Genomic DNA, 24,230 nt, shown 5'->3' with positions numbered 1-24,230 from the left:
GGGCTCCTCGGTCAGGCCGCCTGGGCCGATGTTTTGCGGATACGTGCTTTCTGCGCCAGAACAACCAGGCACAAGATCAGAAACGCGGGAAGATAGACCCAGTACTTGTTCAACTGATCGGCCGGTTGCAGGACATGGGTGATTTCCTGGTCCCAATCCAGGCCGACTTTCTTGGCCTCGGAGCCGAAGGCGACGTCGTCGATCAGAACCTTGCCGTCGTCTTCGCGGAGCGTGATGCCGGCCGCCTTGATGCGTTCGGCCCCGCTTGCCGCCGGCCCCATGGGCAACACGACCATCCATTCGCGGGGATTGCCGACCTCGTCCTTGCCGGCGATCATCAGACGGATTTTTTCGCCCTCCGGCGTGTTTTCGAAGGCCGTCGCCATCTCCGCCGGTTTGTGGTCGATATAGGGCGCCGAGATCATGTCCATCCAGAACCCGGGCCGGAAGAACGAGAACGCCAGCAACAACAGCAACGCCGTCTCCCATATCTTGCTTCTGGTCAGGAAGTATCCCTGCGTCGCCGCCGCGAACAACAGCATCGCCAATGTCGCCGTGATGAACACGAACACCCCGTGCAGGACATCGACGTTGATGAGCAGAAGATCGGTGTTGAAGATGAACAGGAACGGCAGCGCCGCCGTGCGCAGGGAATAGAAGAAGGCGACGAAGCCCGTGCGGATCGGATCGCCGCCCGACACGGCGGCGGCAGCGAACGACGCCAGGCCCACGGGCGGCGTCACGTCGGCCATGATCCCGAAGTAGAACACGAACAGATGCACCGCAATCAGCGGCACGATCAGGCCGTTCTGCTGTCCCAGGGTCACGATGACGGGGGCCAGCAGCGCCGACACCACGATGTAGTTGGCGGTGGTCGGCAGGCCCATGCCCAGGATCAGCGACAGGAAGGCGGTCAGGAACAGGATCGCCATCAGGTTGCCGCCGGACAGCACCTCGACCACGTCGGCCAGCGCCGATCCGACGCCGGTCTGGCTGACCACGCCGACGATGATCCCGGCGGTCGCCGTGGCGATGCCGATGCCGATCATGTTGCGGGCCCCGGTGACCAGGCCGTCGAGCAGTTCGTGCCAGCCGCGTTTGATCTGGGCATTGAAATCCGTCTGATTGCGGAAATAGGCGTATATCGGGCGCTGGGTCAGCAGGATGAAGATCATCAGCACCGAACCCCAGAACGCCGACAGGCCGGGCGACAGCTGTTCGACCATCAAACACCACACCAGAACGATGACCGGCAGCAGGAAATGCAGGCCCGACTTGATGGTCGGCGCCGGTTCGGGAAGGCTGACCACCGGCTTGTTCGGGTCGTCCATCTTGAGGTCCGGGAACTGGGCCGCGAAGCGCACCAGCAGGACATAGACGACGGTAATGCCCAACGCGACGACGATCGACGCATAACCGCCCAGGATCGGCTTCATCCAGCCGAGCCCGTAATAGACCGCAAGCGACAGGCCGGACACCATGGCGATGCCGAAGGCCAGTCCGACCAGGCGCTGCACCCAGGGCTTGGGCTCGACCGCGCGCGGCAGGCCTTCCATGCCCAGCTTCATGGCTTCCAGATGCACGATGTAGACCAGGGCGATATAGCTGATCAGGGCCGGAATAAAGGCGTGTTTGACCACGTCGAAATAGGGAATGCCCACGTATTCGACCATCAGGAACGCGGCAGCCCCCATGACCGGCGGCATGATCTGGCCGTTGACCGAGGACGCGACCTCGACCGCACCCGCCTTCTCGCTGGAAAACCCGACGCGCTTCATGAGCGGGATGGTGAACGTGCCCGTGGTCACCACGTTGGCGATGGAGGAGCCGGAAATCAGACCCGTCATGGCCGAGGCGACGACGGCGGCCTTGGCCGGCCCGCCCTTCATGTGCCCCATCAGCGAGAACGCGACCTGGATGAAGTAGTTGCCGGCCCCGGCCTTGTCCAGCAACGCGCCGAACAGCACGAACAGGAACACGAAGCTGGTCGACACGCCGAGCGCGATGCCGAACACGCCTTCGGTGGTGATCCAGTGATGGTTGACCACCTCGGCCAGGGAATTGCCCTTATGGGCGATGATCCCCGGCATGTACGGACCGAGGAAGGTATAGAGTAGAAATACGGAAGCGACGATGGCCAGCGCCGGACCCAGCGCGCGGCGGGTGGCTTCCAACAGAAGCAGCACCCCGATCACCGCGACCACGAAATCCTGTTCGATCGGCGCGCCAACGCGGTCGGCGATGTCGCGGTAGAATACGAACAGGTAGGCCGCGGCCGCCGCGCCGACGAAGGCGAAGGCGATGTCGAGAACGGGGATGTAATTGCGGGGCGAGCGGCTGAACGCCGGATAGGCCAGGAATGCCAGGAAAATCGCGAAAGCCAGATGGATCGAGCGGGCCTCGGTATCGTTAAACACGCCGATGTGCAGGGCGAAAGGCAGCGGCGACGCAAACCAAAGCTGGAACAGGGACCAGGCCAGGGCGGTGAAGAACAGAACCGCCGTCCAGGCCTTGCCGGGATGCCGCCCGCCGGTATCGGTCGATGCTACCAGATCGGCCAACTCGTCGGCGCTGGCGCCGGTATCGTTCGTCTGTTCGCTCATGCTCTTCTCGCTTTTTTCTTAAGGCCCCCAATAAAGGCGATGCCGCGCGGACGGTTGGGCGAAGGGCTTCCCCGCCGGTCACCCGGCGGGGAAGCGGTCGCTGATTACTTCAACCAGCCCTTTTCCTTGTAGTACTTGGCCGCGCCGTTATGCAGCGGGGCAGAGTTGCCGGCGGAGATCATGTCCGTTTCCTTCAGGTGTTCGAAGGCCGGGTGCAGCTTCTTGAAACGTCCGAAGTTGTCGAACACGGCCTTGACGACCTGATAGACCACGTCATCCGGCACCTTGGCCGAGGACACGAAGGTCGCCTTCACGCCGAAGGTCTTGGTGTCCTTCGCGTTGCCCTTGTACATGCCGCCCGGAACCGTGGCGTGCGCGTAGTAGGGATTGTCGGCGACCAGCTTGTCGATGGCCGGACCGACCACGGGGATCAGCAGCGCGTCGGTGGTGGTCGTCGCTTCCTGGATCGAGCCGTTCGGATGACCGGCCGTGAACACGATGGCGTCGACCTTGTTGTCGCCAAGCGCCGCCGCCTGTTCCGAGGACTTCAGCTCGGAAGCCAGGGAAAACGCGGACTCGTCCCAGCCGAGCGCTTCGAGCACGACGCTCATGGTCGCGCGCTGGCCGGAACCGGGGTTGCCGACGTTGACGCGTTTGCCCTTCAGGTCGTCGAACTTGGTGGCGCCGGAATCCTTGCGGGCGACCACGGTGAACGGCTCACCATGCACCGAAAACACCGACCGCAGGTCCTTGAAGGCACCGTCGTCCTTGAACTTCGACGTGCCGTGATAGGCGTGATACTGCCAATCGGACTGGGCCACGCCCATATCCTGGTTGCCTGCCTTGATGGCGTTGATGTTGGCGATCGAGCCGCCGGTCGACGGCGCCGTGCACTTGATGCCGTGCTTCGATGTGTTGCGGTTGACCAGCTTGCAGATCGACTGGCCGACGACGAAGTACACGCCGGTCTGCCCGCCGGTGCCGATGGTGATGAATTTCTCATCCGCCGCATGGGCGCCGCCGACGGTCGCCGCCATCGCGGCGACGGCGACGGCCGCGGCCAGAGTTTTTCTCAGGAACATCTCCATTCCTCCTTGGATTTTTTCGGGTTGGGTAATGATTAAACGCCGGGACGCGGCATGCGCCGAGCCGTCCGGCAGGGGGAGTTGCCGGGAATACCCCGGCGTATCGGTCATGCGGAATCCTGGGGTTGCAGCCCCGAAGCCGTCCCGCGGGACCGAATTTCGATGAATGAACGGGAAACGACGCGACCTGCAAGGCTGGCGATTGTCTTGGTATACCAGGGATCGGGGCGGCCTTGCCGGTGCCGGTGCGCAAATTCCCACCGCAGGCGTCCTCTTCAGACTCCCCCCTGACAATGCCATGTGATTCCCTGAACCATGTCGTTGTGCCAAAGTGTAACACATCGCCGGGAAAGGCCAACGGCGAAGATTAACCTTGTCTTATGCTGTGCGGGCTTGTTCCTCAGAAAGACGCGGACATCAACATCAAGGCTGGGGCATCAAGGCAGGCGTCCGACCTCGCGCAGATATTGTTCGGCCCCCGGGTGGCGGGGGGCGGTCATGCCCTTGCGGGCCATTTCCAGGGGGTGCAGCCGCAGGAACGCGCGATGTTTCGAATGGATGAAGAAAAGGTTTTCGAACACCGCCTTGGTCAGGAAATAGGCCGTCGTGGAATCAAGCTTGTCCGAGGCCATGACCGTCGCGACCAGCCCCACCGTCGGCACGTCTTCTTGCATGCCGTCGTATGAATCCTTGGAAATCAGCGCCCGCACATAATAAGGATTGGACGCCAGAAGCCGGTCCACCGCCACGCCGTCGGCCCGCACGAAACCGATATCGCACAGCTTGATCAACTTCCTGATGCCGGCATTGGGGTGGCCGGCGAGAAACGCCGTGGCGTCCACCTGATGCCCACAGATCGCGCCGTACTGATCCTTAACGTCCAGGGTCGCGATCAGGGGAAAGCTGGAAAGCGGTTTGCCCATGGCCTCGAACAGCAGGCGCATGGTCGCATTGGTGCCCGACTTCACCTTGCCGATATCGATGCGGTTTCCGGACAGGTCGTCCAGATCCTCGATCCCGCTGCCCTTCTTGGTCACGATGGCCAGGGATTCGGGATGCGCCGAAAACAGTGAATAGATGCCCTTGACCGCCCCGATGTTGGCGAAGGTGCCGGTTCCGTTCACCGCGTGATATTGGACGTCCGACTGGACGATGCCGAGGTCGAAGGTGCCCTTTTTGATGCCGATCAGGTTGTCGATGGACCCCGTGCTGGTAACGGCACGGCATTGCGTGCCGCGCATTTCCCGCCGCACGATGTCGCAGATCGCCTTGCCGAGTTGAATATAGACACCGCTGTTGCTGCCGGTGCCGATGGTCAGGGTCTTCGCCTGCGCCGAAGCCGGAACGCCCCACGTCAGGAACACGGCGCAACCCGCCATGGCGATGCCGTTCACCAACATCCCCTTGAACCGGGTTCCGCCCGGGCCGCCCTGAATGGCCATATTTCAATCGCCTCTTTTGATGTTAATCCGGTTCCTCCCCCCGGATCACATGATCCCCGCCTCCTTCAACGTTGCGTCGATAGATTCGCCCAACAGTTCGACCAGGTCCTTGACCTGGGTCACGTCGATGATGAAGGGCGGGGCCAGCAAAATATGGTCGCCGCGCGCGCCGTCCGCCGTGCCGCCGGCGGGATAGCAGATCAGCCCGCGCTGGAACGCCGCCTTCTTCACCCGCGCGTGAATCTTCAGGGTCGGGTCGAGGGTTTCCTTGGTCGCCCTGTCGGCGACCAGCTCGATCCCCTGGAACAGCCCCCGCCCCCGGATGTCGCCGACGTGCGGGTGATTGCCCAGGCGGTCGTGCAGTTGGTCGACCAGAACCGCCCCCATGGCCTTCACGCTGTCCAGCAGGTTGGCGTCCCGCACCTTGCGCTGAACCGCCAGGGCCGCCGCGCAGGCCACGGGATGGCCCATGTAGGTATGGCCGTGCTGGAACGCGCCAGAGCCGTCCTTGAACGCGCGGTAGACGTCGCCAGACACCAGGGTAGCACCAATCGGCTGATAACCCGCGCCCAGGCCCTTGGCGATACAGATGATGTCCGGCGCCACGCCGTCCTGCTCACAGGCGAACAAGGTGCCCGTGCGGCCCATGCCGCACATCACCTCGTCCAGGATCATCAGCACGCCGTATCTGTCGCAAATTTCACGGATGCGCTTGAAGTATCCGGGCACGGGGGCGAGCACGCCCGCCGTCGCCCCGCCCACGGTCTCGGCGATGAAGGCGGCCACGTTGCGCGGGCCCAGGCGCAGGATTTCGGCCTCAAGCTCGTCGGCGACGCGATGTCCGTATTCTTCTTCGCCCTCACCGTCCCGCATGTCGCGGTAGGGATAACAGGGCGCGATGTGCGACGCCGGCATGAGCATTTCCTTATAGGGCTCCCGCCGCCACACGTTGCCGCCGACGGACAGCGCCCCCAGGGTGTTGCCGTGATAGCTCTGCCGCCGAGCGATGAACTTCGTGCGCTCCGGCGCGCCTGTTTCCAGGAAATACTGGCGCGCCATCTTGAGCGCCGCCTCCACCGCTTCCGACCCGCCGGACAGGAAGTAGACCATCGACATGCCGTCCGGCGCCGCGCCGACCAGAAATTCAGCCAGGTCTTCCGCCGGCTGCGTGGTGAAGAACCCCGTATGGGCGAAGGCGACCTTGTCGACCTGATCCTTGATCGCCTGGATGACGTCGGCGTCGCTATGCCCCAGGCAGGATACGGCGGCCCCGCCGGAGGCATCCAGATAGCGTTTTCCGGTCTCGTCGATCAGGTAGATGCCGTCGCCCTTCACGGCGACCGGCATGTCGGACTTGAGTTCGCGATAAAAAACGTTGGTCATCGGATCGTCCGCTGCGCAACCCACCCGGCCATAGGACGCGATTGCATGGCCGCGCGTCAATCCAATAGGATGCGTCCGGCATTCACACAGATAGATTTTTCCCCAGGGGGGCATATGAACCTGAAAGACCACATCCGGGGCATTCCCGATTTTCCCATTCCCGGTATTTTGTTTTACGATATTTCGACCTTGCTGCGGCATCCCGACGCCTGGCAGGTGGCCTTGGGCCGCCTGGCCAAGATCGTCTCCGGGTTTCGGCCGGACCTTCTCGTCGGCATCGAATCGCGCGGGTTCCTGACGGCCGCCCCCCTGGCCTCCCGGCTGGGCTGCGGCTTCATCATGGTGCGCAAGAAGGGCAAACTGCCCGGCGAGACCATCGCCCACGAATACGCCCTGGAATACGGCACCGACACCATCGAGATTCAAAAGGACGCCATCGAACCGGGCCAGCGCGTGGTGGTCATGGACGACCTGCTGGCGACCGGCGGCACCATGGCCGCGTCGATCGACCTGTTGCGGGGTGCGGGGGCCGAGGTCGTGGGCGCGACCTGCCTGATCGAACTGACCTTCCTGAAGGGCCGTGACAAGCTGGACGTGCCGTTCAGCGCGCTGATGGCCTACGACGACTGACCCGGCGGCGGACCGCCCAGTGGATATCCGCGAAGACGACCTGAGGGGCGACGCCGCGCGCGGCGTGATCCGCGCGCACTTGGACCAGATGTTCAGCCAGACGCCGGCTGAAAGCGTTTATGCCCTGGACCTGTCCGGCCTGACCGCGCCCGAGGTCACCTTCTGGTCCGTCTGGGACGGGGATGAGATCGTCGGCTGCGGGGCGCTCAAGGAACTCGACCCCCGCCACGGCGAGATCAAATCCATGCATACCCTGGCGCGGTTCCGGGGCAAGGGGTACGGGCGCGCCATGTTGTCCCACATCCTGGCCGAAGCACAGCGCCGGGGATATCGCCGGCTTAGTCTGGAGACGGGCGCCACGGCATCTTTCCAGGCGGCGCAGATGCTCTACCGCACCGCCGGTTTCACCGAGACCGGGCCGATCCCCGGCTATGGCCCCGACCCGCACAGCTGTTTCCTGACCTTGGAATTGGACTAGCCGAGGGCCGCCTTCACCACCTTCTTCATCAGGGTCGGCAGGGCCTGGGCGCCGAAATCGCTGGGATGCACCCAAATTCCGTCGGCGATATCTCCGCCCGCCACCGTCCCGTGCACGACCGTAAGGCGCAGATGGAAATGGGTGAAGGTATGGCGGACCTCACCGGCCTCGGCCCAGGCCGCCGCCGGCAGGGGCGCGCGGCCCGACGCCTCGTCCAGATTCCAGGAATCTTCCCGCCAGTCCGTCGACGGCACTTCCATCATGCCGCCCAGAAGTCCCCGTTCGGCCCGCCGGCGCAGCAGCACCCGGTCCTGCGCGTCGTTGATCCAGAACACCACGCCGTGGCGCGTCGGCTTGGCTTTTTTCGGCGGACGGGCTGGCAACTCCTCCGCATCTCCCGCCGCCCGCGCGGCGCACGGGTCGCGCCAGGGGCAGAGATCGCATTTGGGTGCCCGCGGCGTGCAAACCATGGCTCCCAGGTCCATCATTGCCTGGGCGAAATCGCCGGGCCGCCGGTTGGGGGTCAGGTCCCGCGCCGCCGCCTGGATCGCCTTCTTGCCGCCCGGCAGCGGTTCGGTGATGCGCCGCAGACGCGCGGTGACCCGTTCGATATTGCCGTCCACGGGCGACGCCGGCACGTCGAAGGCGATGGCGGCGATGGCCGCCGCCGTATAGGGGCCGACGCCGGGCAGGGCCAAAAGCCCTGCTTCCGTATCGGGAAACCGGCCGCCGTGATCTCCGGCGACGGCCTTCGCGCATTTGTGCAGGTTGCGCGCACGGGCGTAATAACCCAGCCCCTGCCAGGCGTGCAGGACGTCGTCCAGATCCGCCGCCGCCAGGTCCTCGACCCGGGGCCAGCGCGCCACAAAGTCGTCAAAATAGGTTTTTACGGTCGCCACGGTGGTCTGTTGCAGCATGATTTCCGACAGCCAGACGTGGTAGGGGTCCGCCCGCCGGCCCGCGGGTGCGCGCCACGGCAATACCCGCCGGTGGCGGTCGTACCAGCCCAGCAACGCCCCGGGCAGGGCATCATCGGCGGACGCAAGACTCATGGCAGGCTCCCGATTCCGGCAATATCCGTGTTATCCCCCGGCTTCCGCCGGCAGGCCCTTGCGGGGCCCTGGGTCGGCACTCTTAAATGCATCCCCCGTTAATGCCACGCCGCCTGCACGCGGAAAAGGGCGGCGACGGCCCGAAAGGAACACCATGGCCCAGGACGACGAAACGACCAAGCCGCCCCGCCGCCGCAAAGGTGGGGTGCGTGCCGTCGGCCAGGCGCTGGGCAAGGTGACCGCCGCCGCCTATGGCAAGCGCGGCTTCGCCCAGGGCGACATCCTGCGCCATTGGCCGGAAATCGCCGGCGAACTGCTGGCCCGCCATACCCTGCCCGACCGCATCATCTTTCCCCGCGGCCAGCGCACGGGCGGGCTTCTGCACCTGCAGGCCGGCAATTCCGCCGTGGCGACCGAAGTCCAGCACCTGGAGCCCCTGATCGTGGAAAAGGTGAACACCTATTTCGGCTATGGCGCCGTCAGGGGCATCCACATTTTCCAACGCCCCCTGCCGCCGCGCGAGGACACCACCCCGACCCCGCCCCGAACGCTGAGCCCGGCCGAACGGGCGGCGCTGGAGCGCGACCTGAAGGCCGTGACGGACCCGGACCTGCGCCGCGCCCTCGAAGGCCTGGGACAGGCCGTCCGGCGGCGCCGCGGGGACGGTGGATAAATTGCGGATCGGCGGCCCATATCAACGATTTAGCAAAAGGAGTCGACTCCGTCTCGGGGCCGATTCTATAGTCATCAACATCTTGTGTTTCAGGAGGTTAATTTGCTGCAATTAGCACAAGGTCTTGCGCTCGCAATGACACTGATTTTGGCCCTTTCCGGCCCCTTCGCGGGCTCGGCACAGGCGCAGAGCGCTCAGGACATGTTGGCGGAAAAGGTGCTCGGCAAGGCCGACGCGCCGGTGACGATGATCGAGTATGCCTCGCTGAGTTGCCCCCATTGCCGCGAGTTCCATGAAAAGACCCTGCCCCAGATCAAGGAAAAGTACATCGACACGGGCAAGGTGAAACTGATCTTCCGCGACTTTCCCCTGGGCCAGCGCGCCCTGGCCGCGCATATGGTCGCCAGCTGCGCCGGCCCCGTGCGCTATTTCGCCATGATCAGCATCCTGTTCCGCGACCAGGCGATCTGGGCACAGGCGCCGGATGGCCTTGCCGCCATTCAGACCACGGCCAAGAAAGGCGGCATGTCGCCGGCCCAGGTCGATGCCTGCCTGCGCAACGAAGACCTTCTGCAAGGCATCCAGAAGACCGCCGAAGCCGGCAACAAGGATCACGGCGTCGATTCCACGCCGTTCTTCATCGTCGCCGGGGAAAAGGTCTCGGGCGCGCAGGACTTCAAGGTATTCGAGGACATCATCGAACGTGCCCTGAAGAAATAAGCGGCGCAAACAGGCAATCAGGATCGGCGAGGCGACTTGCTCAATTTCAAGAAAATCCGCGTTCTGGGGTTCAAATCCTTCGTCGACCCCACGGAGCTGTTCATCGAACCGGGCCTGACGGGCGTGGTCGGCCCGAACGGCTGCGGCAAATCGAACGTGGTCGAATCCTTGAAATGGGTGATGGGCGAGACCTCGGCCAAGCAGATGCGCGGCACGGAGATGGAAGACGTCATCTTCTCCGGAACGCAGGACCGGCCGTCGCGCAACATCGCCGAGGTCACCCTGACCCTCGACAACAGCGAGCGCAAGGCCCCGGCCCAGTTCAACGACACGGACGAACTGGAGGTCACCCGCCGCATCGAACGCGAAAAGGGGTCGAACTACCGCATCAACGGCAAGGAGGTCCGCGCCCGCGACGTGCAGCTGCTGTTCGCCGACCAGGCGACCGGCGCGCGCTCGACCGCCCTGGTCAGCCAGGGCCGCATCGGCACCGTGATTAACGCCAAGCCGGCGCAACGGCGACTTCTGCTGGAAGAAGCCGCCGGCATCACCGGCCTGCATTCCCGCCGCCACGAGGCGGAACTGCGCCTCAAGGGTGCCGAAGCCAACATGGAGCGCCTGGACGACATCCTGGTCACCCTGGACGCCCAGATGAACAACCTGAAGAAACAGGCGCGCCAGGCGACCCGTTACCGCAACCTGTCGGATCATATCCACAAGGCCGAGGCGACCCTGTTCCATATCCTGTGGTCGAACGCGGAAACCGCCCGCGACACGGCCCGTGCGCAACTGAAGGAGGCCGAACACGCGGTCACCGAACTGACCCAGCGCGCGGCCCAGGCGACGACCCGCCAGGCCCAGGCGGCCGAAGGCCTGCCCGAACTGCGCCAGGGCGAGGCCCAGGTGGCGGCGGAGTTGCAGCGCCTGACCCTGGCCCGCGAGGGCCTGGACGAGGAAGAGGCCCGCATCACCCAGACCATGGCCGAAACCCGGGGCCGGCTGGAGCAGACCGCCCGCGACCGTGAGCGCGAACAGGGCCTGATGACCGACGCGGCCGAGGCCATCCAGCGCCTGGCCGCCGAAAAGCAGGACATCGAGACCGCCCAGACGCAGGAAGCCGACGACCTGACGGCCGCCGCCGAGGCCCGCGCCGCCGCCGACGTGGCCGTCGCCGAGATGGACCGCGAGGTCGACCGCGACACCAACGATCTGGCCGCCGCCGAAGCCCGCCGCAACGCCCTGAACCAGCGCCTGGCCGAACTGGAAAACCGCCTGAACCGGCTGGCCCAGCGCGCCGCCGACGCCGAGGCCCAGAAGGCCGACCTGGAATCCCGATCCGCCGATCTGGTCGATCTGGCCCAGGCCGATGCCGCCGTGGAAACCACGCGCACCGCCGCCGACACGGCCCGCGAGACCCTGACCACGACAGAGACCGCCCGCGCCGAGGCCGATCAGGCATCGGAACAGGCCGCCCAGGCCGCGCGGGAGAAGGCGACCGAGCAAACGGCCCTGGAAACGGAAATCCGCACCCTGGAGCGCGTCCTCGCCGCCGGGCCGGAAACGGACCTGCCGCCGATGCTCGACCAGATCAGCGTCGACAAGGGGTTCGAGGATGCGCTGGGCGCCGCGCTCGGCGAGGATCTGTCGGCCCCGGCCCTGGGCGACGACGACGGCGCCGTCATCGGCTGGCGCGCCTTGGGGCCCATGGCGACGGCCCCTGGCCTGCCCGCCGGCGTGCGCGCCCTGTCAGACGTCGTGAAGGCCCCCGCCGCCCTCGACCGCCGCCTGTCGCAGATCGGCATCGTCGAGGACGCCGCCGAAGGCACCCGCCTACAGGCCGGCCTGGCCCCCGGCCAGCGCCTGGTCAGCCGCGCCGGCGGCCTGTGGCGCTGGGACGGCTTCCGCGTCGCCGAAGGGGCGGAAACCGCCGCCGCCCAACGCCTGGCTCAGCGCAACCGTTTGAACGAGGTCGCGGCCCAGGCCGCGGCCGCGCGCGAAACCCTGGACGCCCTGCGGGCCACCGCCGAGGCCGCCAAGGCCAAGGCCGAAGCCCTGCGCGCCCAGGAACGCGACGCCCGTCAGGCCCTGAACGAGGCCGACCGCGCCTTCAACGCCGCCCGCGACCGCCTGGCCGAGGTCAAGGACCGCGCCGCCGCCGTACAGAACAAGCTGGCCGCCCTGGCCGAAACCCAGGCGTCCATCGCCGCCGACCAGGAAGAATCCGGGGCCCAGAAGGCGGCGATTGAAACCGAACGCGGCGAACTGCCGGACCTGGAAGCCGCGCGCACGGCGCTGGCCGACAAGCGCACGGCCCTGGCCGAGAAGCGCACCCATCAGATGGAATGCCGGTCGCGCCACGACCAACTGTTCCAGGCGTCGGAAGCCCGCAAGCAACGCCTGCTCGCCGTCGCCTCCGAATCCCAGATGTGGGTGACCCGCCGCTCGCGTTCGGAAAGCCAGCTCGGCGAACTGGCGGAACGGGCCACGGCCTTGCAGGCGGATCTGGACGCCCTGCAACAGAAACCGGCCGAGATCGCGGCCAAGCGCGACGAGTTGTTGACCGCCATTCAGGGCGCCGAGGAACGCCGCAACACCGCCGCCGACCAGCTGGCCCAGGCGGAAGCCGCCCTGGCCGAAGCCGACCGCGACATGCGCCAGGCCGAACACGATCTGTCCTTCGCCCGCGAAACCCGGGTCCGTGCCGAGGGTGCTGTGGAGCAGGCCGAACAGGGCTGCCGTGGCCTGATCGAGCGCATCAACGACCGCCTGCACGTCGGCCCCGACAAGCTGGCCGAATTGGCGGAAGCGGAAGACGGCAAGGACCTGCCCGAATTGGAGAACGCGGAAAGCCGGGTCGACCGCCTGCTGCGCGAACGCGACACCATGGGCCCGGTCAACCTGCGCGCCGAACAGGAAATGACCGAGCTGTCGGAACAGATCACCGGCCTGGAAACGGAAAAGACCGACCTTCTTGCCGCCATCGACAAGCTGCGCCAGGGCATCAACGAACTGAACCGCGAGGGCCGGGCCCGGCTGCTGGCCTCGTTCGAAGAGGTCAACGGCCACTTCCAGGTCCTGTTCCAGCGCCTGTTCGGCGGCGGCAAGGCGCATTTGGAACTGGTGGAATCGGACGATCCTCTGGAAGCCGGCCTGGAAATCTTCGCCAGCCCCCCGGGCAAACGCCTGCAGGTGCTGTCGCTTTTGTCGGGCGGGGAACAGGCGCTGACGGCCCTGGCGTTGCTGTTCGGGGTGTTCCAGACCAATCCGGCCCCGATCTGCGTGCTCGACGAAGTGGACGCGCCGCTGGACGACGCCAACGTCGACCGATTCTGCTCCATGCTCGACGAAATGGCGGCCACGGGGCAGACCCGCTTCATCGTCATCACCCACCACCGCATGACCATGGCCCGCATGCACCGTCTGTTCGGCGTGACCATGCAGGAACGCGGCGTGTCGCAGCTTGTCTCCGTCGATCTGCAACAGGCGGAAAGCTTCCGCGAGAGCGCCTGACAACCACCCCCCGCGGGTGCTATTGTTCCCGCCAGAGCCCTAACCCCCTTCATGCCTAGGTATTTCACATGACCGACGAACGGCCCCATTCGGACCTGGACGGCCTGCAAAAGCGCATCGACGGCGCCCTCGACAAGGGCGGGTTTTCGCAAGCGCAGAAAAATCGCGACAAGGAGCCGCCAAATAGCGCTCTTAGCCTTGCATTTCGTGTCGGCATTGAGTTAGTTTCCGCCGTCGCCGTTGGGTTGGGTATCGGTTGGCTGCTTGATAAGTGGCTCGATACCAAGCCTTGGCTCATGTTGGTGTTCATAATCCTAGGGGGATGCGCCGGCATTCTGAACGTCTACCGGATGGCCCGTGGCTACGGTTACGCCGCGGGTTATCAGCAGGATGAAAATCCGACTGACGACACAGACCGCCGATAACTTGCACCCGCTTAAACGCGCTATAGACAGACGGGAAACCGAGCCTTGGCCGAGAAGCACAGCCCGCTCGCACAGTTCGAGATCAAAACACTTGTGCCGCTGAATTTCGGCGGCCTCGATGCCTCTTTCACCAATTCGGCGCTTATGATGGTGGCGACGGTGGTCGTGGTCAGCGCCTTCCTGATCCTGGGAATGCGCCGCAACGCCCTGGTCCCCGGGCGCTGGCAGTCGATCGCGGAACTCTCCTATGTGTTCATCGCCAATCTGGTGAAGGACACGGTCGGATCCGAGGGCCGCAACTACTTCCCGTTCATCTTCACGGTGTTCATGTTCGTGCTGTTCGGCAACCTGCTGGGCATGGTCCCCTACAGCTTTACCTTCACCTCGCACATCGTGGTGACCTTCACCATGGCGGCGGTGATCTTCATCGGTGTGACCCTGATCGCCCTGGCCAAGCACAAGATGCACTTCTTCTCGTTCTTCATGCCGCCGGGCGTGCCGATTCTCATGGCGCCGCTGCTGATCCCGATCGAGATCATTTCCTACCTGTCGCGTCCCATTTCCCTCAGCGTCCGTCTGTTCGCCAACATGCTGGCCGGACACACGCTGCTGAAGGTGTTCGCCGGGTTCATCATCTCGCTCGGCGTGTTCGGCGTGGCGCCCTGGCTGTTCGTGGTCGCGCTGACCGGCCTGGAAATCGTCATCGCCTTCCTGCAGGCCTTCGTGTTCACCATTCTGACCTGCCTGTACCTGAACGACGCCCTGCACCTTCACTAAGGCGCTGCGAACCGGACAGGCGACCAAACGACCCCATTCACCAGTCAACTCAAACACTCAAGATCTAGCATCAAGAAAGGATCAACCCCATGGAAGTTCAAGCTGCGAAGCTGCTCGGTGCCGGCCTGGCCGTTATCGGCGTGATTGGTTCCGGTATCGGCATCGGTACCATCTTTGCCTCGTTCATTCAGGCCGTGGGCCGCAACCCCTCCGCTCAGGGCGCCGTGTTCCCCATGACCATGCTGGGCTTCGCCCTCGTGGAAGCCATCGCGCTGTTCGCGCTGGTTATCGCCCTGGTCATTCTGTTCGGCTGATCTTTCGGTCTTGCGCGGGTCCGGGGCGGTTACCGCCCCGGCCACGGCGTTTCGTCTTCGGACGGCTGACCCAAGGATCAACGGCTTTCGGATAAAGAGGTCTTTCCATGCCTCAATTGGACTTCACAACCTACGTGCCCCAGATCATCTGGCTGGTGATTTCCTTCACCGCCATGTTCCTGGTCATGTGGAAGGTCTGCGTGCCCCGGATCGGCGGCGCCCTTGAGGCGCGGCAGAAGAAGATCGAGCAGAACCTGGAGCGCGCGGCGGACCTGAAGGCCGAGGCCGAGGCCGCCATCGAAGCCTATGAAAAGGCCCTGACCGAGGCGCGCGCCACGGCGCACGAGGAAATCGTCAAGGTGCAGGCCGACCTGAAGGCCAAGCAGGACGCGGAGGAAGCCAAGCTTTCCCAGACCCTGCAGGCCCGCATCAAGGAAGGCGAGGCAGCCATCGACAAGGCCTTGCAGGACGCCCTGGCGGGTCTTGACGCCATGGCGACCGAGGTCGCGACGGCCGCCTGCGAACGTCTGACCGGCGAAGCACCCGACGCCAAGGCCCTGCAAAAGGCCGTCGCCGGCGCCGCCAAAGCGCGTCAGGCCTAGGAAGGAAGCGGATCATGGACCACATGTTGCAGGATCCCACATTCTGGGTCGCCACCGCCTTCGCCGCCTTCATCGGCGTGCTGGTCTACCTCAAGGTGCCGGGCCTGATCGGCGGCGCCCTCGACGAGCGGGCGGCCAAGATCAAGGCCGACATCGAAGAGGCGGAAAAACTCCGCGAGGAAGCGCAGAAGCTGCTGGCCGACTACCAGAAAAAGCAGCGCGACGCCCAGAAGGAAGCCGAGAAGATCGTCGTCGCCGCCAAGGAAGAGGCCGCCCGCATGGCCAAGCTTGGCGAGCAGCGCCTGAAGGATTCCCTGGCCCGCCGCGAAAAGCAGGCGATGGACCGTCTGTCCCAGGCCGAGGCCGCCGCCCTGGATCACCTCAAGGCCCATACGGTCGAGGTCGCCATGGCGGCCACGCGCCAGGTTCTGGCCGACAGCATCAAGGGCAAGAAGGCCGATCAGCTGATCGACGACGCCATCGGCGCCCTGCCCGGCAAGCTGCACTAAGCTTTCGAAGAAACATCCAAGCAAACGAAAGGGGCTCCGACCGGAGCCCCTTTTATTTTGTCCGCTGCGCGAATTTACCCCCTCACCCAACTCCGGCTAGGCGCGGCGTCGCCTCGCCAAGCCTCCTTATCCCTCTCCCCCTCCCGGGGGGAGAGGGCAGGGTGAGGGGGGGATATCGACGACTTAGGCGGCCTGGGGCAGGCCGTCCGCGAACTTGTAGGCGAGGATCTTGTAGGCCAGCTTGGCGGCCAGGAAGTTGCACGAATGCAGGCCCTCGATGGGGGCCAGTTCGTTGATGTCGGCGCCCACGACCTTGCCCGCGACCCGGTTGGCGGCGCGGATGATGCGCACGGCGTCGTCCCAGAACACGCCGCCCGGCTCCGGCGTGCCCGTGGCCTGCATCAGGCTGGAATCGAAGCCGTCGAGATCGAAGGTGATGTAGACCGTCTTGCCGGCAAGATGGGAGACGATCCGGTCCACGTCCCAGTCCCGCCGGTCCTTGCCCCAGTAGATGTGGATGCGATCCCGGTTGGCGTCGAGGAACGGAATTTCCCCGGCCGAGATGTTGCGGATGCCGACCGAAACGATCGACAGGCCGGGGTGATCCAGGCAGCGGCGCATGGCGGCGGCGTGGGAGAAATGTTCGCCTTCGTACCCGTCGCGCAGATCCGCATGGGCATCGAATTGCAGCAGGCACAGGTCGGGATAACGTTCGACGAAGGGCCGGATGGCGCCCGGCGTGATCGAATGCTCGCCGCCGAAGGTCAGCGGAAAACGTCCCGCGTCGAGAATCCCGCCGACCACGCCCGCCAACTGGTCGAGGGCGGCCGGAATATCAGTGGGGATGTCGAAGGGAGCCAGGGTGTCCAGGTGAAAATCCCGGCAGGGTTCCCGCCACAGTTCCTCGTCGAACAGTTCGACCTGGTGCGAGGCGTCGATCATCGCCTGCGGCCCCGCCGCCGTGCCGCCACCGTAGCTGACGGAGGCCTCCAGGCCATAGGGGACGATCGTCACGCCGGGCTTGCCCTGCGCATCGGCAACGTCGTCCCCGCTCAGGCCGAGGAAGCCCTCTTCAGGAGGCAGAATGTTCACGGTTACTACCCAGGTTCAGTCGAACAGCTTGGCGTGGCGGCGCTTGGGCCGATCTTTCCAATGGCCCCGGTGATAGGCGTCGCTGCACAGCAGCGGGATAACGCTGCCGGCTTCGGCATAGACCATCTGTTCCAGCGCCGTGTCGACCTTGCCCCAGGACGACGCTTCCTTGAGGGTCGAGGAGGAGCACGCCCCGTCACGCACGTCGGCGACCGTGATCTGCACGGCGTATTTGTGCATGTCCACTTCGTGGCCGAGGATTTCCGCGCACACGACCGTGTCCTGCACGAAGTTCTTGGGCACGCCACCGCCGACCATCAACAGGCCCGAGGTCCCGGACTTGATCTTGATGTCCGTCAGTTCGCGGAAATCGGCGATCGAATCGATGGTCATGTGGTTCTTCGGATTGCGCACCTGATGCAGGACCAGGCCGAACCCGGCGCTGGAATCCGTGAACGCCGGGCAGAACACGGGCACGTCGTGCTCGTACGCCAGTTGCACCAGGGAATCCTTCTTGCGCGCCGCGCCTTCCGCGAGGTAGCGGCCCATTTCGCGGATGAATTCGCGCGATGAATAGGCGCGCGGCTCCAGCCCGTCGGCGATCTCGCCGATGGCGTGATCGCAGGCCTGCAACTCTTCCTCGTCGATGTAGGTATCGTAGATGCGGTCGATGTACTGCGAGCGCAGATAGTTGTCGTCGATGTCCGGCGAGCCCTGATAATGGCGGAAGCCCAAGGCCTCGAAGAAATCCATGTCGACGATGCTGGCCCCGGTCGAGACGATGGCGTCCACCATGTTGTAGCGGATCAGGTCGGCATAGACCTTCATGCAGCCGCCGGCCGAGGTCGACCCCGCCAGCGTCAGGAAGATCGTGCAGTCCTTGTCGGCCAGCATGTCGTTGTAGATGCCCGTCGCCCGCGCCAGGTCGCGCGAGGTGAACGACATCTTCGACATGCTGTCGATGATCGGCCGGGCGTCGATCTTGGTGATGTCGACGTGTTCGACGGTCTTGCTCAGCAGGGCCGCTTTTTCGTCGGCCATCTTCTGTTCCGAGGTTTTCATTTCATCTGCTCCAGCAGCACGGCGCCGGAAAGCCCGGGAACCGTGTCGTTTTGCGCGGCGATGCGGTCGCCATAGGCCGTCAACATGGGCTCATCCTGGACCACGACTGTTTCATCGGAATGAAAGCCGTTGAACTTGGTCCGCATGGCGCAGCCGTAGGCGCCGGTCTGGCCGATCTCGATATAGTCGCCTTCCCGCATGTCGGCGGGCAGGTAGAACGGCCCCTTCATGTGGTCCAGGCTGTCGCAGGTCGGGCCGTAGAAGGCATAACCGATCAGCGGCTTCTGGAACCGCCCCTCGGTGCGGATCGGGCGCACCGGGTAGATGAAGTTCAACGACCCGGCGTCGAACAGGCTGCCGTAGGTGCCGTCGTTGATATATAGGTTGTCGCCCCGGCGCATTTCAACACGTACCAGGGTGGACGCACCTTCGGCGACCAGCGCGCGGCCGGGTTCGGCCCAGATTTCGCAGGCTTCCGAAATCGGCAGTTTATCGACGGCGGCCGTGATTTCGCGCATGTAGTCGGTCAGCGGCGGCGGCGTCATGTAGGGATAGACCGACGGAAAGCCGCCCCCGACATCGACGATGTCGAGAATGATCCCCGATTTCAGGATCAGGTCGCGGACCATGTGCAGCGCCGTGCCCCAGGCCGACGGCTGCATGCACTGCGAGCCGACGTGGAACGCGACGCCCAGGCGGCTGGCGACCTGACGGGCCGCGATCAGCAGATCGGGGGCCTGTTCGGGCTGCACGCCGTACTTGGACGACAGTTCCAGTTCCGAATGATGGTTGGGAACGGCCAGGCGAACGAGAAGGCTGAGGTCCTGGGCATGGCCCGTCGCCTCGACGATCTTCTTCAACTCCTCCTCGGAATCGAGCACGAAGTGGCGCACCCTGAATTCCTCGTAGGCGCGGCGGATCACGTCCCGGTTCTTCACCGGGTTCATGAAGGCCATTTTGGCGTCGGGGTATCGCCCGGCGATCAGCTCGATTTCCGCCAAGGAGGCGACATCGAAATTCCGGACCCCCGCGTCATAGACTTCGTCCAGGACTTCCGGCCTGGGGTTGGTCTTGACGGCGTAGAGGATTTCGCCGGGGAACTCGTTAAGGAAAAAGTGAACCGCGCGTCGGACCGCATGCGGCCGGAGACACGTTACCGGATTGATAGGCGCTAGTGAACGAGCCAGCGCACGTGCAGAGGGGAACTTTTCCATCGCATGGGAAACTCCCAAAACAGCCTCACCAATCGGCCTCACGAGGAGCCCGAACCCGGCGATTTAAAGTCGAACGCCCCCGCTGTAAAGAACTAATTCTCAAAACAGATCACATCTTTTTGCATTGCACCGATGCGCGGACCGCCCGCAGCGCCCCCCTCAGCGAACCTGTCGTTTCGAACCCCAGGTAATAAATTGAACTAAAACAATATTATCCGGATTTTTCGGGACGCTTTTCGCGCCCTTCCGGACACGCCCGACACGCACTTTTTGCGCCTTTCCCCAGACTGAAAAAATTTTGCCCCAACGCCCGTTCGAGCGGCCTGGGACGTTAGTCCGCACCTCTCCCGTATGCCCGAACTGGCACTGCTGATAGACTCGCCTTCCATGAAAACCGACACGACAACCCGCTGGATGACCGCCGACCGCGCCGAGGACGACGCGCCCCGCCTGCTCACCTTGATGCGAGATCTCGCCGTGTTCGAAGGCTGGCCCGAGCTGCTGTCCATCACCGCGGCGGAAATCGCCAGCCGCATCCGCGCCACCCCGCCTGCCCTGCGGGCCGTCCTGGCCGAGGCACCGGCGGGAAGCCCGGTCGGCTTCGCCACCGTGTTCGAAATTCCCTATGCCTATGCCGCAAGGCCGTCCCTGGAACTGGAAATGCTCTACGTGATGGAACCCTGGCGCGCCCAGGGCGTCGGCCGCGCCCTCATGGATGCGGTCCTGGCGCACGCCCGGGAAACGGACTGCGAACGGGTGGAATGGAACGTGCTGGCGGACAATGCCCGGGCCCAGGCGTTTTATAAAAGCCTCGGTGCTGCCGAAAAGGCCGGCTGGCGGCGGTGGGGACTGGCGGTCTAGCCGATCAGGGCCAACCATTCCTCTTCCGTCAGTACCGTGACGCCCAGGTCTTCCGCCTTCTTCAGCTTGGAGCCCGCCCCCGGCCCGGCGACGAGGAAATCCGTCTTGGCGGAGATGCTGCCCGATACCTTGGCACCCAGGTTTTCGGCCCGGGCCTTGGCTTCGGAGCGGCCCATGGTTTCCAGGGTGCCGGTGAACACCACGGTCTTCCCGGCCACGGGTGAGTCGGAGGTATCGGCCGCCACCATGTCCTGGATGTCGAGCGCGGCCTCGAGCGCCGCCAGGACCTCCTGGTTGTGGTCCTCGGCGAAGAATCCCAGCAGGTCGTCGGCCACGGCGGGGCCGATCTGGTCGATGTCGATCAGGTCCGCGTAAGCTTCCGACTCCCGGTCCTGGGCGGCCGCCATGGCGGCCTTGAGCGCCTTGAAGGAGCCGTAGGTACGGGCCAGCAGCCGCGCCGTCGCCTGCCCGACCTGGCGGATGCCCAGCGCATAGATGAAGCGGTCGAGGCCGATCGTGCGGCGGTCCTCGATGGCCTTGCGCAGGTTGTCGATGGATTTTTCCTTCCATCCCTCGCGGCCCTCAAGCTTCGCCGTCAGGCCCGCCACGTCGAAGATGTCGGCGGGGGATTTAAGCCAACCCTCGACCCAGAAGGATTCGATGTTCCTGGCGCCCAGGCCTTCGATGTCGAAGGCGTCGCGGGACACGAAATGCTTCAGCCGCTCGACCGCCTGGGCCGGGCAGATCAGCCCGCCGGTGCAGCGTTTCGCCGCCGCCCCTTCCTCGCGGATCGCAAGGCTGCCGCATTCCGGGCAGGTGTCGGGCATGACGAAGGGCACGGCCGCCGCCGGGCGCCGGTCGATGACGACCTCGACCACCTGGGGGATGACGTCGCCGGCCCGCTGCACGACCACCGTGTCGCCCTCGCGGATGTCTTTTTCCGCGATGTAGTCCTCGTTATGCAGGGTCGCGCGGCCGACCACCACGCCGCCGACGGTGACCGGGGTCAGGTTGGCGACCGGCGTCAACACGCCCGTGCGCCCGACCTGAATGGTGATCTTTTCCAGCACCGTGGTCGCCTTTTCGGCGGCGAACTTGTGCGCCGTCGCCCAGCGGGGTGCCCGGGACACCTGGCCCAGGCGTTCCTGCCAGTCAAGGCGGTTGACCTTGTAGACCATGCCGTCGATGTCGTAGTCGAGCCCGGCGCGGTCGGCCTCCGTCCGCGTGTATTCGGCCATGATCTCGTCGAGGGAGCGGCAGAGCCTGGCCCGGGGATTGGCCTGAAAGCCCCAGTCGACCAGCCGGTCGTTGAATTCCGCCTGGGTCGCCCAGGTGACGTCCGAAACTTCGCCCCAGGAATAGAAGAACACGCGGAGCGGCCGGGCCCTGGTGACGGCCGGGTCCTTCTGGCGCAGCGATCCCGCGGCGGCGTTGCGCGGATTGGCGAATATCTTGGCCCCGGCGGCTTCCTGGCGCCGGTTCAGGGCAAGGAAATCGGACTTGGCCATGTAGACCTCGCCGCGCACCTCCAGCACCTCGGGCACGCCCGCGCCCAACAGGTCCTTGGCCGCGATGCGGTCGGGCAGGTCCTTCAGGGTGCGCAGGTTTTCCGTGATGTTCTCCCCTTCCCGGCCGTCGCCTCGGGTCGCCGCCATGACGAAGCGGCCCTTCTCATAGCGCGCGGTGACCGACAGGCCGTCGATCTTGGGCTCGGCCATGACCTCGACCGCCTCGTCGCCCGGCAGGTTGAGGAACCGCCGCACGCGGTCGAGGAAGTCGGCCACGTCTTCCTGGCTGAAGGCGTTGGCGAGGGACAGCATGGGCACGGAGTGGACGACCTTGGCGAAGCCCTCCGCCGGGGCGGCGCCGACCCGTTTGGACGGGCTGTCGGCGCGGATCAGCTTGGGGAATTTCGCCTCGATGGCCGCGTTGCGCTGACGCAAGGCATCGTAGGCGGCGTCGCTGATTGCCGGGTCGTCGTTCCGGTAATAGGCCTCGTCATGGGCGGCGATTTCCGCCGCCAGACGTTCCAGTTCGATCGCCGCGTCCTCGGGCCGCAGGCGGTCGACGGGAATGTCGCGCAGGCCGTCCGATACCGACATTACGACGCCCGGCGGTCCAACAGGGAAATCGCCGCCGCGCGGGCTTCCTCGGTCACTTCCGTGCCGGCCAGCATGCGGGCGATTTCCTCGCGCCGGGCCTGGGCGTCCAGCACCGCCACGGTGGTCGCCGCGCTGTCGTCCTGGGACGCCTTCTGAACCTTCAGGTGACTGCCTCCCTGGGCCGCGACCTGGGGCGAATGGGTGACGACCAGGACCTGCACGGCCCGGCCCAGCTTGGCCAGGCGTTCACCCACCGCCGCCGCCGTGGCGCCGCCGATGCCGGCGTCCACTTCGTCGAAAATCAGGGTCGGCACCGGGTCGGCGTCGGCCAACACGACCTTCAGCGCCAGCATGAAACGCGCCAGCTCGCCGCCGGACGCGATCTTGTTCAAAGGCCCCGGTTCGGCCCCCGGGTTGGTGGCGATCAGGAACTGCGCTTTTTCGGTCCCGGCGGGGCCCCAGGCGTCCTCGTCGAGCGGCGTCAGCCGGGTTTCGAACCGCGCGCCCTTGAGGTGCAGGGGCTCAAGTTCCCGGAGGATCGCCGCGTCAAGCTTCGCCGCCGCCGTCTTACGCCCCTGGCTCAGGTCGCCGGCGGCGCGGATATAGCCCTTGCGGGCCTCGGCCTCGGCCTGTTCCAAACGTTGCAGATCGCCGGACCCCGTATCCAGAGCAGCAAGCTGCGCCTCCATTCCCGCCAGCAGGTCGGCCAGACCGTCGACCGGGACGTTATGCTTGCGCGCCTGGGCACGCAGCGCGAACAGGCGTTCCTCCGTCTGCTCCAGCTTGCGGGGGTCCAGGTCCACGGACTGAAAGGCGCGGTCCAACAAGGTCTCCGCCTCCGCCGTCTCGTCGAGCGCCCGGCCAAGGGCCGCGATGGGCGCTTCCAGCGCCCCCGCCGCCTTTTCGGCGACGCTTTCCAGATCGCGGAGCGCCGATTGCAAGGCGCTTTCGACGCCCTTGCCGCTGCTCAGGCTCGCCTTGGCCCGGTTCATGGCCTCGACGACCTTTTCCCCGTGCATCATCATGGAGCGTTCCTGGGCCAATTCCGTCTCTTCACCGGCCTGCGGCGCCAGGGCCGACAATTCGCCCACGGCGTGGCGCAGGAATTCCTCGTCCCGGCGGGCCGTTTCCAGGGCCTCGGCCGCCCGGGCACGGGCCTGGGCGGCGTCCTGCCACAGGTTCCAGGCGGTGCGGCAGGCCTCCCGGGCCTTGGCCAGGCCGCCGAAGGCATCCAGCAAGGCGCGGTGCTGAACCGGGTTCAACAGGCGTTGATTGTCGAACTGGCCATGAATTTCGACCAAATCCTCGCCGACCCGTTTCAACAGGGCGACGCTGACCGGCGCGTCATTGATGAAGGCGCGCGAGCGGCCATCCGTCCCCAACGTGCGGCGCAGGATGATGAGACCGCCGCCGTCGCCGCTGTCGTCCAGGGGGGGAATGCCGTGTTCCTCAAGCTCCGCCAGGACCGGCGCCCCGGGCGCGATCTGAAAGGCCGCCGTGACGGTCGCGGGACCGGCGCCGGCGCGCACAAGGCGGGCCTCGGCCCGCCCCCCGAGCGCCAGCCCCAAAGCATCCAGAAGGATCGATTTACCGGCCCCCGTTTCGCCGGTCAGCACACAGAGCCCGGCCGGGAAATCCAGCGCAAGGCGGTCAATGAGCACGACATCCCTGACGGTCAGGTGCGTCAGCATGGGCC

21 protein-coding genes are annotated in these 24,230 nt (G+C 65.4%); 11 read left to right on the top strand and 10 right to left on the bottom strand.

The window, feature by feature from the left end; genetic code table 11:
• Positions 1–11: 11 nt before the first annotated feature.
• From RJ527_12265 to RJ527_12250, 4 genes are all read right to left on the bottom strand, one after another.
• The gene (locus RJ527_12265; GenBank protein ID WND74816.1) at positions 12–2,603 is read right to left on the bottom strand and encodes a TRAP transporter permease; all 2,592 of its coding nucleotides are present in this window, start codon (positions 2,601–2,603) and stop codon (positions 12–14) included.
• A gap of 104 nt (positions 2,604–2,707) precedes the next feature.
• On the bottom strand, positions 2,708–3,685 hold the full coding sequence (locus tag RJ527_12260; protein ID WND74815.1) for a TAXI family TRAP transporter solute-binding subunit: 978 nt from the start codon (positions 3,683–3,685) through the stop codon (positions 2,708–2,710).
• Between the two features lie 440 nt (positions 3,686–4,125).
• On the bottom strand, positions 4,126–5,130 hold the full coding sequence (locus RJ527_12255) for a TAXI family TRAP transporter solute-binding subunit (protein WND74814.1): 1,005 nt from the start codon (positions 5,128–5,130) through the stop codon (positions 4,126–4,128).
• Between the two features lie 45 nt (positions 5,131–5,175).
• Positions 5,176–6,513 (bottom strand): aspartate aminotransferase family protein, encoded by a 1,338-nt coding sequence (locus RJ527_12250; GenBank protein ID WND74813.1) that lies wholly within the window; start codon positions 6,511–6,513, stop codon positions 5,176–5,178.
• 114 nt (positions 6,514–6,627) lie between these two features.
• On the opposite strand from RJ527_12250, the gene RJ527_12245 reads away from it, so the two are divergent.
• Together RJ527_12245 and RJ527_12240 are read left to right on the top strand one after the other, a co-directional pair.
• Positions 6,628–7,143, top strand: coding sequence for an adenine phosphoribosyltransferase (locus RJ527_12245; protein ID WND74812.1), 516 nt, complete (start codon positions 6,628–6,630; stop codon positions 7,141–7,143).
• Positions 7,144–7,162: 19 nt separating this feature from the next.
• A complete protein-coding gene (locus RJ527_12240; protein WND74811.1) occupies positions 7,163–7,621 on the top strand; it encodes a GNAT family N-acetyltransferase in 459 nt (152 codons plus the stop codon).
• Here the strand turns inward: RJ527_12240 and mutY are convergent.
• Positions 7,618–8,673, bottom strand: coding sequence for an A/G-specific adenine glycosylase (gene mutY, locus RJ527_12235; protein WND74810.1), 1,056 nt, complete (start codon positions 8,671–8,673; stop codon positions 7,618–7,620). The genes RJ527_12240 and mutY overlap by 4 nt on opposite strands.
• A gap of 154 nt (positions 8,674–8,827) precedes the next feature.
• Here mutY and RJ527_12230 point away from each other — a divergent pair, with 154 nt between their 5' ends.
• The 8 genes from RJ527_12230 (at position 8,828) to RJ527_12195 (ending at position 16,203) form a co-directional block, all read left to right on the top strand.
• On the top strand, positions 8,828–9,346 hold the full coding sequence (locus tag RJ527_12230; protein ID WND74809.1) for a DUF721 domain-containing protein: 519 nt from the start codon (positions 8,828–8,830) through the stop codon (positions 9,344–9,346).
• 135 nt (positions 9,347–9,481) lie between these two features.
• The gene (locus RJ527_12225; GenBank protein WND74808.1) at positions 9,482–10,066 is read left to right on the top strand and encodes a DsbA family protein; all 585 of its coding nucleotides are present in this window, start codon (positions 9,482–9,484) and stop codon (positions 10,064–10,066) included.
• Between the two features lie 36 nt (positions 10,067–10,102).
• Complete coding sequence (gene smc, locus RJ527_12220) at positions 10,103–13,576, top strand: chromosome segregation protein SMC (GenBank protein ID WND74807.1); 3,474 nt, start codon at positions 10,103–10,105, stop codon at positions 13,574–13,576.
• A 68-nt stretch (positions 13,577–13,644) separates the two neighbouring features.
• Positions 13,645–14,001, top strand: coding sequence for an AtpZ/AtpI family protein (locus RJ527_12215; protein WND74806.1), 357 nt, complete (start codon positions 13,645–13,647; stop codon positions 13,999–14,001).
• A 45-nt stretch (positions 14,002–14,046) separates the two neighbouring features.
• Entirely contained in the window at positions 14,047–14,778 is a 732-nt protein-coding gene (locus RJ527_12210) for a F0F1 ATP synthase subunit A (protein WND74805.1), read from the top strand.
• An 89-nt stretch (positions 14,779–14,867) separates the two neighbouring features.
• Positions 14,868–15,092, top strand: coding sequence for a F0F1 ATP synthase subunit C (locus RJ527_12205; protein WND74804.1), 225 nt, complete (start codon positions 14,868–14,870; stop codon positions 15,090–15,092).
• A gap of 107 nt (positions 15,093–15,199) precedes the next feature.
• Positions 15,200–15,694 (top strand): F0F1 ATP synthase subunit B', encoded by a 495-nt coding sequence (locus RJ527_12200; protein ID WND74803.1) that lies wholly within the window; start codon positions 15,200–15,202, stop codon positions 15,692–15,694.
• Positions 15,695–15,708: 14 nt separating this feature from the next.
• Positions 15,709–16,203 carry a F0F1 ATP synthase subunit B gene (locus RJ527_12195; GenBank protein WND74802.1) on the top strand — a complete coding sequence of 165 codons (495 nt, stop codon included), beginning with the start codon at positions 15,709–15,711 and terminating at the stop codon, positions 16,201–16,203.
• Between the two features lie 183 nt (positions 16,204–16,386).
• Here RJ527_12195 and speB read toward each other — a convergent pair whose 3' ends face one another.
• Genes speB through RJ527_12180 form a run of 3 tightly spaced genes read right to left on the bottom strand, consistent with a single transcriptional unit; the run spans position 16,387 to position 19,571 of the window.
• Complete coding sequence (gene speB / locus RJ527_12190; protein ID WND74801.1) at positions 16,387–17,295, bottom strand: agmatinase; 909 nt, start codon at positions 17,293–17,295, stop codon at positions 16,387–16,389.
• A gap of 15 nt (positions 17,296–17,310) precedes the next feature.
• Positions 17,311–18,357: a deoxyhypusine synthase gene (locus RJ527_12185; GenBank protein WND74800.1), complete on the bottom strand. Its 1,047-nt coding sequence runs from the start codon at positions 18,355–18,357 to the stop codon at positions 17,311–17,313.
• On the bottom strand, positions 18,354–19,571 hold the full coding sequence (locus RJ527_12180) for a type III PLP-dependent enzyme (protein WND74799.1): 1,218 nt from the start codon (positions 19,569–19,571) through the stop codon (positions 18,354–18,356). The genes RJ527_12185 and RJ527_12180 overlap by 4 nt, the downstream gene beginning before the upstream one ends.
• Before the next feature lie 387 nt (positions 19,572–19,958).
• Here RJ527_12180 and RJ527_12175 point away from each other — a divergent pair, with 387 nt between their 5' ends.
• Positions 19,959–20,432, top strand: a complete 474-nt coding sequence (locus RJ527_12175) for a GNAT family N-acetyltransferase (GenBank protein WND74798.1) — start codon at positions 19,959–19,961, stop codon at positions 20,430–20,432.
• Here RJ527_12175 and ligA read toward each other — a convergent pair.
• Entirely contained in the window at positions 20,429–22,534 is a 2,106-nt protein-coding gene (ligA, locus tag RJ527_12170; GenBank protein ID WND74797.1) for an NAD-dependent DNA ligase LigA, read from the bottom strand. The genes RJ527_12175 and ligA overlap by 4 nt on opposite strands.
• On the bottom strand, positions 22,534–24,225 hold the full coding sequence (recN, locus tag RJ527_12165) for a DNA repair protein RecN (GenBank protein ID WND74796.1): 1,692 nt from the start codon (positions 24,223–24,225) through the stop codon (positions 22,534–22,536). Before recN ends, ligA begins: the two co-directional genes overlap by 1 nt.
• Positions 24,226–24,230 lie beyond the last annotated feature (5 nt).

The sequence above is a fragment of the Thalassospiraceae bacterium LMO-SO8 genome (assembly GCA_031655335.1).
Classification (GTDB): Bacteria; Pseudomonadota; Alphaproteobacteria; order Rhodospirillales; family Casp-alpha2; genus UBA1479.
Note: the sequence above shows the minus strand (reverse complement) of the source record. Positions and strands in the feature narration are given on the sequence as shown.